General features: G+C 58.0%; 12 protein-coding genes. 11 read left to right on the top strand and 1 reads right to left on the bottom strand.

From position 1 onward, the window contains the following. Position 1 precedes the first annotated feature (1 nt). The 10 genes from paaE (at position 2) to ABLU78_RS02525 (ending at position 9064) form a co-directional block, all read left to right on the top strand. Complete coding sequence (gene paaE / locus ABLU78_RS02570) at positions 2-1072, top strand: 1,2-phenylacetyl-CoA epoxidase subunit PaaE (RefSeq protein ID WP_015705611.1); 1071 nt, start codon at positions 2-4, stop codon at positions 1070-1072. Then, positions 1069-1836 carry a 2,3-dehydroadipyl-CoA hydratase PaaF gene (gene paaF / locus ABLU78_RS02565; protein WP_045388199.1) on the top strand — a complete coding sequence of 256 codons (768 nt, stop codon included), beginning with the start codon at positions 1069-1071 and terminating at the stop codon, positions 1834-1836. The genes paaE and paaF overlap by 4 nt, the downstream gene beginning before the upstream one ends. Before the next feature lie 2 nt (positions 1837-1838). Then, positions 1839-2627: a 2-(1,2-epoxy-1,2-dihydrophenyl)acetyl-CoA isomerase PaaG gene (paaG, locus tag ABLU78_RS02560; protein ID WP_038422446.1), complete on the top strand. Its 789-nt coding sequence runs from the start codon at positions 1839-1841 to the stop codon at positions 2625-2627. 3 nt (positions 2628-2630) lie between these two features. After that, entirely contained in the window at positions 2631-4052 is a 1422-nt protein-coding gene (gene paaH, locus ABLU78_RS02555) for a 3-hydroxyacyl-CoA dehydrogenase PaaH (RefSeq protein WP_047054837.1), read from the top strand. After that, positions 4042-4464, top strand: a complete 423-nt coding sequence (paaI, locus tag ABLU78_RS02550) for a hydroxyphenylacetyl-CoA thioesterase PaaI (protein WP_015366341.1) — start codon at positions 4042-4044, stop codon at positions 4462-4464. Before paaH ends, paaI begins: the two co-directional genes overlap by 11 nt. Continuing rightward, a complete protein-coding gene (gene pcaF, locus ABLU78_RS02545) occupies positions 4464-5669 on the top strand; it encodes a 3-oxoadipyl-CoA thiolase (RefSeq protein WP_048228806.1) in 1206 nt (401 codons plus the stop codon). Before paaI ends, pcaF begins: the two co-directional genes overlap by 1 nt. Before the next feature lie 26 nt (positions 5670-5695). After that, positions 5696-7012 (top strand): phenylacetate--CoA ligase PaaK, encoded by a 1317-nt coding sequence (gene paaK, locus ABLU78_RS02540; protein ID WP_004224503.1) that lies wholly within the window; start codon positions 5696-5698, stop codon positions 7010-7012. 99 nt (positions 7013-7111) lie between these two features. Beyond that, entirely contained in the window at positions 7112-8038 is a 927-nt protein-coding gene (gene paaX / locus ABLU78_RS02535; RefSeq protein ID WP_348820056.1) for a phenylacetic acid degradation operon negative regulatory protein PaaX, read from the top strand. Positions 8039-8047: 9 nt separating this feature from the next. Beyond that, on the top strand, positions 8048-8638 hold the full coding sequence (gene paaY / locus ABLU78_RS02530) for a phenylacetic acid degradation protein PaaY (protein ID WP_020078643.1): 591 nt from the start codon (positions 8048-8050) through the stop codon (positions 8636-8638). Between the two features lie 15 nt (positions 8639-8653). Beyond that, on the top strand, positions 8654-9064 hold the full coding sequence (locus tag ABLU78_RS02525; protein WP_026612288.1) for a GFA family protein: 411 nt from the start codon (positions 8654-8656) through the stop codon (positions 9062-9064). 36 nt (positions 9065-9100) lie between these two features. Here ABLU78_RS02525 and azoR read toward each other — a convergent pair whose 3' ends face one another. After that, entirely contained in the window at positions 9101-9706 is a 606-nt protein-coding gene (gene azoR, locus ABLU78_RS02520; RefSeq protein WP_015366346.1) for an FMN-dependent NADH-azoreductase, read from the bottom strand. Between the two features lie 201 nt (positions 9707-9907). Here azoR and hrpA point away from each other — a divergent pair, with 201 nt between their 5' ends. Further along, on the top strand, positions 9908-13810 hold the full coding sequence (hrpA, locus tag ABLU78_RS02515; RefSeq protein ID WP_048229291.1) for an ATP-dependent RNA helicase HrpA: 3903 nt from the start codon (positions 9908-9910) through the stop codon (positions 13808-13810). Positions 13811-13825 lie beyond the last annotated feature (15 nt).

Genomic DNA, 13825 nt, shown 5'->3' with positions numbered 1-13825 from the left:
CATGACGACGTTCCATTCGCTTAAGGTGGCGAGAGTCGAGCCGGAAACCCGCGATGCGGTGACCATCACTTTTGCGATTCCGCAAGCCCTGCAGGCGGAATACTGTTTTCGCCCGGGCCAGCATCTGACGCTAAAAGCCCGTCTGGGCGGCGAAGAACTGCGCCGCTGTTACTCCATTTGTCGCAGCCGCACGCCCGGCGAAATTAGCGTCGCGGTCAAAGCCATCGACGGCGGGCGCTTCTCGCGCTACGCCCAGCACGATATCCAGCAGGGTATGGAGCTGGAGGTGATGGTGCCGCAGGGGCATTTCGGTTATCAACCGCAGGCCGAACGGCAGGGTGAGTATCTGGCGATTGCCGCCGGTTCCGGGATCACGCCGATGATGGCGATCATTAGCGCGACGCTGGCGACCGAGCCGCAAAGCCGCTTTACGCTGATCTACGGCAACCGCAGCAGCCATAGCATGATGTTCCGCCAGGCGCTGGCCGATTTAAAAGACCGCTATCCGCAGCGCCTGCAGGTGATACACCTGTTTAGCCAGGAGTCGATGGACAGCGATCTGCTACAGGGGCGCATTGACGGCGACAAACTGCGCCAGCTCGCTGACCATCTGCTGGATTTCAGCCGTTTCGACGAGGCCTTTATCTGCGGGCCGGCGGTGATGATGGACGAGGCGGAAGCGACGTTACGTGAACTTGGCGTAGCGGAGAAATCGATTCATCTCGAACGCTTTAATACCCCAGGCGGCAATGTGAAGCGGGCCGCTGGAGTGCAGGCGGAAGGGCGCACGGTGACCATCCGTCAGGACGGGCGCGATCGGCTTATCGCCCTCAGCGCCGAAGACGACAGCATCCTGGATGCCGCATTGCGTCAGGGCGCCGATCTGCCGTTCGCCTGTAAGGGGGGGGTATGCGCCACCTGTAAATGCAAAGTGCTACGCGGTGAAGTGGCGATGGCCGCCAATTACAGCCTGGAAGCGGATGAGCTGGCGGCGGGCTACGTGCTGAGCTGCCAGTCGTTGCCGACCAGCGGCGATGTGGTGGTCGACTTTGACGCGCGGGGGATGGCATGAGTGACCTGCTGCTCCACCGTCATGGCCGGGCGCTTCAGTTGACGCTGAACCGCCCGCAAGCCCGCAACGCGCTGAACAATGCCTTATTAACCCAGATTGCCGAGGTGCTGGAGGCCGCGGCAGTTGATGACAGCGTCGGCGTCTGCGTTATCAGCGGTAACGCGCGTTTTTTCGCCGCCGGGGCTGACCTCAATGAAATGGCGGAAAAAGATCTGCCTGCCACCCTTGATGATATTCGCCCACGGTTATGGGCGCGAATCGATGCCTTCACTAAACCGCTCATCGCTTCGGTCAACGGCTACGCGCTTGGTGCCGGCTGCGAGCTGGCTCTGCTGTGCGACTTGATTGTCGCCGGCGACAACGCCCGCTTTGGCCTGCCGGAAATTACCCTCGGCATTATGCCGGGCGCTGGCGGCACCCAGCGGCTGATCCGCAGCGTTGGCAAGGCGCTCGCCAGCCGGATGGTGCTGAGCGGCGAGAGTATTGACGCCCGCCAGGCGAAGCAGGCCGGGCTGGTCAGCGATATCCATCCGGCGGCTTTAACCGATGAGTATGCCCTGAAACTGGCAACCACCATTGCCCGCCATTCGCCGCTGGCGCTACGGGCGGCAAAACAGTCGCTGCGCCTGTCGCAGGAAGTCAGCCTGCAGGCTGGTCTGCAACAGGAGCGCCAGCTGTTTAGCTTGCTGAGCGCCACCGAGGACCGCCGCGAAGGCATCGACGCCTTCTTACAAAAACGTACACCGGAATTTAAAGGACGCTAATCGTGGAAGCTTTCATTCTCAGCGCAGTGGAACAGGGCGTCATGACCATTACCCTCAATCGCCCGGACCGCCTCAACAGTTTTAACGATCTGATGCATCAACAGCTGGCGGAATGTCTGAAGCAGGCCGAGCGTGATGACGGCGTACGTTGCTTGCTGATCACCGGCGCCGGTCGCGGCTTTTGCGCCGGCCAGGATTTGAACGATCGTAATGTCGACCCCAGCGGCCCACCGCCGGATCTCGGCCTGTCGGTAGAACGCTTTTACAACCCGTTAGTGCGCCGTCTGGCGGCGCTGCCGAAGCCGGTTATCTGCGCGGTCAACGGCGTGGCCGCCGGCGCTGGCGCCACCCTGGCGCTGGGCTGCGATATCGTGCTGGCCGCGCGTTCGGCGAAATTTGTGATGGCGTTCAGCAAGCTCGGCCTGGTGCCGGACTGCGGCGGTAGCTGGTTCTTGCCGCGGGTGGCCGGCCGCGCTCGCGCGATGGGGCTGGCACTGCTGGGCGATAGCCTCAGCGCGGAACAGGCCGCGCAGTGGGGGATTATCTGGCAACTGGTGGACGATTCAGAACTGGCGGATACCAGTCTGCAACTGGCGCGCCATCTGGCGGCGCAACCGACGTTTGGTCTTGGGCTGATTAAAAAGGCGCTGCTGGCTTCTGAAACCAACAGTCTCGACGAGCAGCTGGACCTTGAGCGTGATTATCAGCGCCTGGCCGGGCGCAGCGATGATTACCGCGAAGGGGTCAGCGCGTTTCTGGCCAAGCGGCCACCACAGTTCAGCGGGAAATAGGCCATGACAACATCCTTTGCCACCGTGGCAGTGATCGGCAGCGGCACCATGGGAGCTGGTATTGCTGAAGTTGCCGCTGCCGCCGGACATCCGGTGCGTATTTTTGATATTAATCAAACCGCGATTGCCCAGGCGATCGACGGCATTGCTATGCGTCTCGCCTCACGGGTAGAGCGCGGCAAACTGGCGTCAGAGCAGGCCGACGCGCTGCTGGCGCGCCTGCATCCGGCTCACGATTTAGCCGCGCTTGCCGACGCGGATTTAGTAATTGAAGCGGCCTCTGAACGCTTGGAGGTCAAAACGGCGCTGTTCGCGCAGCTGGCGGAGATCTGCGCGCCGTCAACGTTGTTGACCAGTAACACTTCGTCTATTTCGATTACCGCCATCGCCGCCGGGGTCAAAAACCCGGAGCGGGTGGCCGGGCTGCACTTTTTTAATCCGGCGCCAGTGATGAAGCTGGTCGAGGTGGTGAGTGGCCTGGAGACCTCTGCTGAGGTGGTAGAGCAGCTGTGCCAGTGCGTAAGCGGCTGGGGGAAACAGCCGGTACGCTGCCGCTCAACGCCGGGATTTATCGTTAACCGCGTAGCGCGTCCGTTCTACGCTGAGGCCTGGCGCGCGCTGGAAGAACAGGTTGCCGCTCCTGAGGTTATCGATGCCGCTTTGCGTGACGGCGGCGGTTTTCCGATGGGACCGCTGGCGTTGACTGACCTGATTGGCCAGGACGTCAACTTCGCTGTGACCTGTTCGGTGTTTAACGCCTTCTGGCAGGACCGCCGCTACCTACCATCGCTACTCCAGCAAGAGCTGGCGCTGGCCGGGCGGCTGGGTAAAAAGAGCGGCCACGGCGTCTATCGCTGGCCCGCGGAGACGCAGCCGGACGCGGCGCTGCCGCCGGTATCTATTGGCGCTCAATCCATTACAGCTATAAGTGACAGTGTCACAGAACTCGATGAGCTCTTGTTGCTGGAGACCGAAGGCGAAACCGCGCTAGCGTTAAGCGTTAAGCATCACCGCCCGGTGGTGGTGTATGACCTGTGCGCCAGCGAAACGGTGGTGCTGGCCGCAGCGGCGACCAACGCGCCTGCGGCCACTGAAAAGGCCGTGCATTACTTCCAACAGCAGGGCAAGAAAGTTCTGCGTATTGCCGATTATCCCGGCCTGCTGGTGTGGCGCACGGTGGCGATGCTGATTAACGAAGCGCTGGATGCGGTGCAAAAAGGGATCGCCAGCCCGCATGATATTGATACCGCGATGCGCCTTGGCGTCAATTATCCGCACGGCCCACTGGCGTGGGGAGAACGCCTTGGCTGGCGGCGGGTTCTGCAACTGCTGGAGAACCTGCAACACCATTATGGCGAGGAGCGCTATCGCCCCAGTTCCCTGTTGCGCCAGAAGGCGCTGATGGAGAAGCACCATGAGCAATGATCCGTGGCGCAACGCGCGCGTGATGTACGAAAAAGATACCTGCGCCAGAAAGATGGGGATTGAACTTATCGAAATGGACGATGGTTTTGCGCAGATGAGCATGACCGTCTCGGCGGACATGCTTAACGGCCATCAAACCTGTCACGGCGGTCAGCTATTTACGCTCGCCGATACCGCTTTCGCTTACGCCTGTAACAGCCAGGGGCTGGCGGCGGTGGCTTCGGCGGCAAATATTGATTTTCTTCGTCCGGCGTTTGCCGGCGACAGGCTGGTCGCCACCGCAAGAGTCAAACAGCAGGGCAAGCTGACCGGCGTCTACGACATCGAAATTGTTAATCAACAGCAAAAGATTGTGGCCCTGTTTCGCGGCAAATCGCACCGTATCGGCGGCACAATCACGGGAGAAGTGTAATGCGCGACGCCTTTATTTGTGACGGGATCCGCACGCCGATTGGCCGCTACGGCGGAGCGCTGGCCGGCGTCCGTGCCGACGATCTGGCGGCGATCCCGCTACGTGAGTTGCTGAGCCGTAACCCCGGGCTCGACCTGGCAGCGATTGATGATGTGATTTTCGGCTGTGCGAACCAGGCCGGTGAGGATAACCGCAACGTGGCGCACATGGCGACGCTGTTGGCAGGTTACCCGCATACCGTGCCGGGCACCACGATTAACCGCTTGTGCGGATCGGGTCTGGATGCGATCGGTTTTGCCGCTAGGGCGATCAAAGCCGGCGATGCCGATCTGCTGATTGCTGGCGGCGTGGAATCGATGTCGCGCGCGCCGTTCGTGATGGGAAAAGCCAGCACGCCGTATCAGCGTCAGGCGGAACTCTTTGATACCACGATTGGCTGGCGTTTTGTGAACCCGCTCATGGCGCAACAATTCGGAACTGACAGCATGCCGGAAACGGCAGAGAATGTAGCTGAATTGTTAAATATCAGTCGGGCCGATCAGGACGCTTTCGCCTGGCGCAGCCAGCAGCGCACGGCGCAGGCCCAGCGCGACGGCATTCTGGCGCAGGAAATCGTGCCGGTGCAGATCATCGGCAAGAAAGGGGCGGTCAGCGCGGTACGCGATGATGAGCATCCCCGCCCGGAAACCACGCTTGAGCAACTCGCACTATTAAAAGCGCCGTTCCGTAAAGGTGGAGTCATTACGGCTGGAAATGCTTCTGGCGTTAACGATGGCGCAGCGGCGCTGATTATCGCCAGTGAACAGCAGGCCAGCGTACAGGGGCTCACGCCGCGCGCGCGTATCGTGGCGATGGCGACGGCGGGTGTTGAACCGCGCCTGATGGGGCTGGGGCCGGTACCGGCAGTGCGTAAAGTGCTGGAGCGAGCCGGACTCAATATTAACGATATGGATCTGATAGAGCTGAATGAGGCCTTCGCCGCGCAGGCGCTGGGGGTGCTCAGACAACTCGGCGTGCCGGATGATGCGGCGCACGTGAATCCCAACGGCGGCGCCATCGCGTTAGGTCATCCGCTGGGCATGAGCGGCGCGCGACTGGCGCTGAGCGCCAGCCTTGAGCTGCAACGTCGGGGCGGGCGTTATGCGCTGTGTACGATGTGTATTGGCGTGGGTCAGGGCATTGCCATGATCCTCGAGCGAGTGTGAGCTAATTTACCTGCGAGTACCCTACAATGATAACTACTACAAAATTAGATCCGATTGAAACCGCATCGCGAGATGAACTGCAGGCTCTGCAAACCCAGCGCCTGAAATGGACGCTGAAGCATGCGTATGAAAATGTGCCGATGTATCGCCGCAAATTCGACGCCGCCGGCGTACACCCTGACGACTTTCGGGAATTAAACGATCTGAAAAAATTCCCCTGTACCACTAAACAAGATCTGCGCGACAACTATCCCTTCGATACCTTTGCGGTGCCGATGGAGCAGGTAGTGCGCATTCACGCCTCTTCCGGCACCACCGGCAAACCGACGGTGGTGGGGTATACGCAAAACGATATTGATAACTGGGCCAATATTGTCGCCCGTTCGCTGCGTGCGGCCGGTGGTTCAGCAAAAGATAAAATTCACGTCGCCTACGGCTACGGCCTGTTTACCGGCGGCCTTGGCGCGCACTACGGCGCGGAGCGTTTAGGGGCGACGGTGATCCCGATGTCCGGCGGACAGACCGAAAAACAGGCGCAGCTGATCCGCGACTTCCAGCCGGATATGATCATGGTGACGCCGTCTTATTGTCTGAATCTGATTGAAGAGCTGGAGCGCCAGATGGGCGGCGATGCCCGCGGCTGTTCATTGCGGGTCGGCGTCTTTGGCGCTGAGCCGTGGACGCTGGCGATGCGCGCGGAAATCGAGCGCCGCCTGGGTATCACCGCACTGGATATTTATGGTCTGTCAGAGGTGATGGGGCCTGGGGTGGCAATGGAGTGCCTGGAAACCGTTGACGGCCCGACCATCTGGGAAGACCACTTCTTCCCGGAAATCGTCAACCCGGACGACGGTACGCCGCTGGAAGATGGCGAGCATGGCGAACTGCTGTTTACCACGTTGACCAAAGAGGCGCTGCCGGTGATCCGCTATCGTACCCGCGATCTGACTCGCTTGCTGCCGGGAACTGCGCGGACCATGCGCCGCATGGATCGCATCAGTGGACGCAGCGACGATATGCTAATTATCCGCGGGGTTAACGTCTTCCCATCGCAGTTGGAAGAGGAGATCCTCAAGTTTGAACACCTGGCGCCGCACTATCAGTTAGAGGTCAATCGCCGCGGTCATCTTGATTCGCTGGCGGTACGCGTTGAGCTGAAAGAGAGCGGGCTGGCATTAAGTCATGAACAACGCTGCCAGATTTGCCATCAGTTGCGTCACCGCATTAAGTCGATGGTCGGGATCTCCACCGATATTACTATCGTCAACTGCGGCAGCATTCCTCGCTCTGAAGGGAAAGCCTGTCGGGTATTCGACCTGCGTAAAGCGGTGGTCAGCGGTTAATTCTCTCCCCGATAACCCGGCTGAGGCCTTTACGCCGTAAGCCGGGAATTTCCTGTGCTATGATTCATAAAGGAAAAATATAACAACAGAATGAATCAGATGAGTAAACTCGACGCCTTTATTCAACAAGCGGTGACGGCGATGCCGATCAGCGGTACGTCATTGATTGCCTCGCTGTATGGCGACGCTTTATTACAACGCGGTGGGGAAGTGTGGCTGGGTAGCGTCGCGGCGCTGCTGGAAGGATTAGGATTTGGCGAGCGCTTTGTCCGCACTGCGCTATTCCGTCTCAATAAAGAAGAGTGGCTCGATGTCGTGCGTATCGGCCGGCGCAGCTTCTATCGCCTGAGCGATAAAGGGCTACGTCTGACCCGGCGCGCGGAACATAAAATTTATCGGGCGAATGCCCCGGAATGGGACGGAACCTGGCTGCTGCTATTGTCGGAAGGGTTAGAAAAAACGGTTCTGGCGGAAGTCAAAAAGCAACTGTTATGGCAGGGATTTGGCGCGCTGGCGCCGAGCCTGCTGGCCTCGCCGTCGCAAAAACTGGCCGATGTCCAATCGCTGCTACATGAAGCGGGCGTTGCCGAAAACGTCATCTGTTTTGAAGCCCATTCGCCGCTGGCGCTCTCAAGGGCGGCGCTGCGCGACCGCGTAGAGGAGTGCTGGCACCTCACCGAACAAAATGAGATGTACGAGGCGTTTATCGCATTGTTCCGACCATTACTGCCGCTGCTACGCGACAGCGAGCCGTCAGAGTTGACGCCGGAGCGCTGTTTCCAGATCCAACTGCTCCTTATCCATTTCTATCGCCGGGTGGTATTAAAAGACCCGCTGCTGCCGGAAGAACTCCTGCCGGCGCATTGGGCCGGGCAAACCGCGCGGCAGCTATGCATCAATATTTATCAACGCGTGACGCCAGGCGCGCTGGCCTTTGTCGGCGAAAAAGGCGAAAGCTCAGTTGGCGAGCTTCCCGCCCCGGGTCCGCTTTATTTTCAACGCTTTGGCGGTTTGCCGGGCATCTAAGGAGGTTGCATGCCGATTTATCAGATTGATGGGCTGACGCCAGTGGTGCCGGATGAGAGCTATGTTCATCCGACGGCGGTACTCATTGGCGACGTGATCCTGGGAAAAGGGGTCTATGTTGGGCCTAATGCCAGCCTGCGCGGCGACTTCGGCCGTATTGTAGTAAAAGACGGAGCCAATATTCAGGATAACTGCGTCATGCACGGCTTCCCCGGCCAGGATACCGTGGTGGAAGAGGACGGCCACATCGGCCACGGCGCAATTCTGCACGGCTGTGTGATTGGCCGCAACGCGCTGGTGGGAATGAGCGCGGTGATTATCGACGGGGCGGTAATTGGCGAAAATAGTATTGTCGGCGCTTCCGCCTTCGTAAAAGCGAAAGCGGAAATGCCTGCTAACCATTTGATCATCGGCAGCCCGGCAAAAGCGATTCGTACGCTGAGCGAACAGGAGCTGGAGTGGAAAAAACACGGTACCCGTGAATACCAGGTGCTGGTCGAACGTTGTAAGCAGACGCTGCATCAGGTGGAGCCATTAAAAGAGATGGAGGCCGGGCGCAAGCGTCTGGAATTTGACGAAAACCTGCGGCCAAAATCCTAAACCTGAGGGGTAACTATAATGGCAGAGAAATTATCCGCTCACTGTCACTGCGGTGCGGTGGCATTTACCGTTGAGCTCAGCGATGGCTTCAACACCGTTCGTCGCTGTAACTGTTCATATTGTCGAATGCGTGGAGCAGTCGCGGTCTCTTCGCCGCGTTCAGGAATAGAGGTGGTACGCGGAAGGGATAAGCTCACAGAGTATCGCTTTAATACGGGGGAAGCCGTGCACTTTTTCTGCTCGGTATGCGGGATCTACACCTTTCATCAACGGCGATCAAACCCGCAGCAGTATGGGGTAAATGTGGCCTGCATTGATGGCGTTTCGCCTTTCGATTTTGCTTGCGTGGAGGTCAACGACGGCGTGAATCATCCAAAAGATGGCGGCGGAGGCGTGGTGGGGTATTTGCGCTACGAGAAAAAGTAAAACTCTCCTCCCGCAGGCAGCGAGAGGAGTCAAATATTAGGCTGCAACTACGCTGTCGATAGCCGCTTTGGCATCGGACTGCGCTTTGGCCGCAACTTCTGGACCATAAGCAATACCCTCTGCAAACACGAAGTTCACGTCGGTGATGCCGATAAAGCCAAGGAAGGTGGTCAGATACGGCGTAACCAGATCGGTCGGCGTATCTTTATGAATACCACCGCGGCTGGTAAGTACTACCGCACGTTTACCGGTGACCAGGCCTTCCGGACCTTTCTCGGTGTAACGGAAGGTGACGCCTGCGCGGGCAACCAGGTCGAAATAGTTTTTCAGCTGAGTCGGGATGTTGAAGTTATACATCGGCGCGGCGATAACAATCACATCGTTAGCTTTCAGTTCAGCTATCAGTTCATCGGACAGTGCCAGCGCTTCCTGTTGACGTGCGGTCAACTGTGCATCACTCGGACGCAGCGCGCCAACCAGTTCACCATCCAGAACCGGAATCGGGTTTGCCGCCAGATCGCGCACGGTGATAACGTCGCCTGCGTGTTTTTCACGCCATTGTTCAACAAAATAGTCGGACAGTTGGCCGGATTGCGAGTACCCTGCAAGAATACTGGACTTCAGAACTAATACTTTGCTCATGGGTGTTTCCTTTTAATGTGATTGACGGGTCAATGCCCTGGTGCTTGTTGACACTGTATTCACAATCATGCCGCAGAGATAGCGCAATATATCGAATCCTATGTTCAATTTTTTTGAACAAGGCATGAGTTCTACAGATGTGGTAATCTACAGCAATATTTCATGAGAGATTTTTCCGGCAGAGCGCTGCCCGATAACGTTATGACAGAACAACAAAAAATCACTTTCTCGCAGCTCTATGAACGGCTCGATGGTCTGATGCTGCGCGATAAATCGCGCTATAGCCGCCGCCTGCATGGCGCAAAGAAGGTTAAAAATCCTGATGCCCAGCAGGCCATTCTGCACGAGATGGCGCGGGAGATAGAGCAGGCAGCAGGGAAAGTCCTGCTACGCGAAGCCGCGCGTCCGGCAATCACCTATCCGGAAAACCTGCCGGTTAGCCAGAAAAAACAAGAGATTCTCGAAGCGGTGCGCGATCACCAGGTGGTGATCGTCGCCGGTGAGACCGGTTCTGGTAAAACCACTCAGCTACCCAAAATCTGCATGGAGCTGGGGCGCGGCCTGAAAGGCCTGATTGGCCACACCCAGCCGCGTCGACTGGCGGCGCGCACCGTCGCTAACCGTATTGCTGAAGAGCTGCAGAGCGAGCCGGGCGGCTGTATTGGTTATAAAGTGCGCTTCAGTGACCACGTCAGCGAAAACACCATGGTTAAGCTGATGACCGACGGTATCCTGCTGGCGGAAATCCAGCAGGATCGCCTGCTGATGCAGTATGACACCATCATTATTGATGAGGCGCACGAGCGCAGTCTGAACATTGATTTTCTGCTGGGCTATCTGAAAGAGCTCCTGCCGCGCCGCCCGGACCTGAAAATTATCATTACCTCGGCGACCATCGACCCGGAACGTTTCTCAAAGCATTTCAATAATGCGCCGATTATCGAAGTCTCCGGGCGGACTTACCCGGTGGAAGTGCGCTATCGGCCGATAGTGGAAGAGGCAGACGATACCGAGCGCGATCAGCTACAGGCGATTTTTGATGCCGTCGATGAACTGGGGCGCGAAGGGCCCGGCGATATCCTGCTCTTTATGAGCGGCGAGCGGGAAATTCGCGATACCGCCGATGCGCTGAATAAGCTGGATCTGCGCCATACCGAAGTGCTGCCGCTGTACGCCCGCCTGTCCAACAGCGAGCAGAACCGGGTCTTCCAGTCCCATAGCGGGCGGCGTATTGTCCTGGCAACCAACGTTGCCGAAACCTCGTTGACGGTTCCGGGCATCAAATACGTTATCGATCCGGGTACCGCTCGCATCAGTCGCTACAGCTACCGTACAAAAGTGCAGCGCCTGCCTATCGAGCCAGTATCACAGGCCTCCGCTAATCAGCGTAAAGGCCGTTGCGGACGTGTGTCTGAAGGCATCTGTATTCGTCTTTACTCGGAAGACGATTTCCTGTCGCGGCCGGAATTTACCGACCCGGAAATTCTGCGTACCAACCTGGCCTCGGTCATTCTGCAAATGACCGCTCTGGGGCTGGGCGATATCGCTGCGTTTCCGTTTGTCGAAGCGCCGGATAAGCGCAACATCCAGGATGGCGTTCGTCTGCTGGAAGAGCTCGGCGCCATCACCACCGATGAGCAGGCAACGGCCTATAAGCTGACCCCGCTGGGCCGCCAGCTCAGCCAGCTACCGGTGGATCCGCGTCTGGCGCGGATGGTGCTGGAAGCGCAGAAACATGGCTGCGTGCGTGAAGCGATGATCATCACTTCCGCGCTGTCGATTCAGGATCCGCGCGAGCGCCCCATGGACAAGCAGCAGGCATCCGATGAAAAGCATCGTCGCTTCCACGATAAAGAGTCTGATTTCCTTGCTTTTGTCAATTTGTGGAACTATCTCGGCGAACAACAAAAGGCGCTCTCCTCGAATCAGTTCCGCCGCCAGTGCCGGGTGGATTTCCTCAACTATTTACGCGTGCGTGAATGGCAGGATATTTACACCCAACTGCGCCAGGTCGTGAAAGAACTCGGTCTGCCGATCAACAGCGAGCCAGCGGAGTACCGTGAGATTCATACCGCGCTGCTGACCGGTTTATTGTCGCATATCGGGATGAAGGACTCCGATAAACAGGAGTATACCGGCGCCCGTAATGCCCGGTTCTCTATCTTCCCCGGCTCCGGTCTATTCAAGAAGCCGCCGAAGTGGACGATGGTTGCGGAGCTGGTGGAGACCAGCCGCCTGTGGGGGCGCATTGCCGCCCGCATTGAGCCGGAGTGGGTCGAGCCGGTGGCCCAGCATCTGATTAAACGTTCATATAGTGAACCGCACTGGGAGCGGTCGCAGGGCGCGGTAATGGCGACAGAAAAGGTCACCGTCTACGGTCTGCCAATCGTCGCCGCGCGTAAGGTCAACTATAGCCAGATTGACCCGGCGCTGTGTCGTGAGCTGTTCATCCGCCACGCGCTGGTAGAGGGCGACTGGCAGACGCGGCATGCTTTCTTCCGCGATAACCTGAAGCTGCGCGCTGAAATCGAAGAGCTGGAGCATAAGTCGCGCCGTCGCGACATCCTGGTGGATGACGAGACGATGTTCGAGTTTTACGACCAGCGCATTAGCCACGATGTCATCTCCGCTCGCCACTTTGATAAGTGGTGGAAGCAGGCCAGCCGCGAAACGCCAGACTTGCTCAATTTTGAAAAGAGCATGCTGATTAAAGAGGGGGCGGAGCAGGTCAGTAAACTGGACTACCCGAATTTCTGGCATCAGGGCAATCTTAAACTGCGTCTTAGCTATCAGTTTGAACCCGGTGCGGATGCCGATGGCGTAACGGTTCATATTCCGCTGCCGCTGCTCAACCAGGTAGAGGAAGCCGGGTTTGAATGGCAGATCCCTGGCCTGCGTCGCGAGCTGGTCATCGCATTAATCAAATCGTTGCCGAAACCCGTTCGGCGTAATTTCGTCCCGGCGCCTAATTACGCCGAGGCATTTTTAGGCCGCGCGACGCCGCTGGCGTTGCCGCTACTGGATTCGCTGGAGCGTGAGCTGCGTAAAATGACCGGCGTGACCATCGACCGCGAATCCTGGCAGTGGGATCAGGTGCCCGATCACCTGAAAATCACTTTCCGGGTGGTGGATGACAAAAATAAGAAACTGCAGGAAGGACGCTCTCTGCAGGTCTTAAAAGACGCGCTCAAAGGTAAAGTTCAGGAGACGTTATCGGCGGTGGCCGACGATGGTATTGAACAGAGCGGGCTGCATATCTGGAGTTTCGGCACCCTGGCGGAGAGTTACGAACAGAAGCGCGGTAATTATAAGGTGAAAGCCTGGCCAGCGCTGGTGGACGAGCGTGACAGCGTTGCCATCAAACTGTTTGATAATCCACAGGAACAGCAGCAGGCGATGTGGCGTGGTCTGCGCCGTTTACTGTTGCTCAATATTCCGTCGCCGATTAAGTATCTGCACGAGAAACTGCCCAACAAAGCCAAATTGGGACTCTATTTCAACCCTTATGGCAAGGTGCTGGATTTGATTGACGACTGCATCTCCTGTGGTGTTGACAAGCTTATCGATGAAGCCGGCGGCCCGGTGTGGACCGAAGAGGGCTTTAGTAAACTGCACGATAAAGTGCGCGCCGAACTGAACGACACGGTGGTCGATATCGCGAAGCAGGTCGAGCAGATCCTGACGGCGGTATTTAACATCAATAAGCGTCTGAAAGGGCGGGTAGATATGACGATGGCCCTGGGGCTGTCGGATATTAAAGCGCAGATGGCGGGTCTGGTTTATCGCGGCTTTGTTACCGGCAACGGTTTCCGCCGCCTCGGCGATACGCTGCGTTATCTGCAGGCAATTGAAAAACGTCTTGAGAAGCTGGCAATCGACCCGCATCGTGACCGCGCGCAGATGCTAAAAGTCGAGAGCGTGCAACAGGCGTGGCAGCAGTGGTTGAATAAGCTGCCGCCGAATCGCCGCGATGACGACGACGTACAGGAGATCCGCTGGATGATCGAAGAGCTGCGCGTCAGCTTCTTTGCTCAGCAGTTGGGTACCCCGTATCCGATCTCGGACAAACGCGTGTTGCAGGCGATGGAGCAAATTACGCCGTAGCCTGGCTGGTTGTCC

The sequence above is a fragment of the Klebsiella sp. JN_Kp122 genome (genome assembly GCF_040062085.1).
Lineage (GTDB): Bacteria > Pseudomonadota > Gammaproteobacteria > Enterobacterales > Enterobacteriaceae > Klebsiella > Klebsiella aerogenes.
The sequence above is the reverse complement of the archived record's forward strand: the minus strand, read 5'-3'. Positions and strand labels throughout refer to the sequence as shown.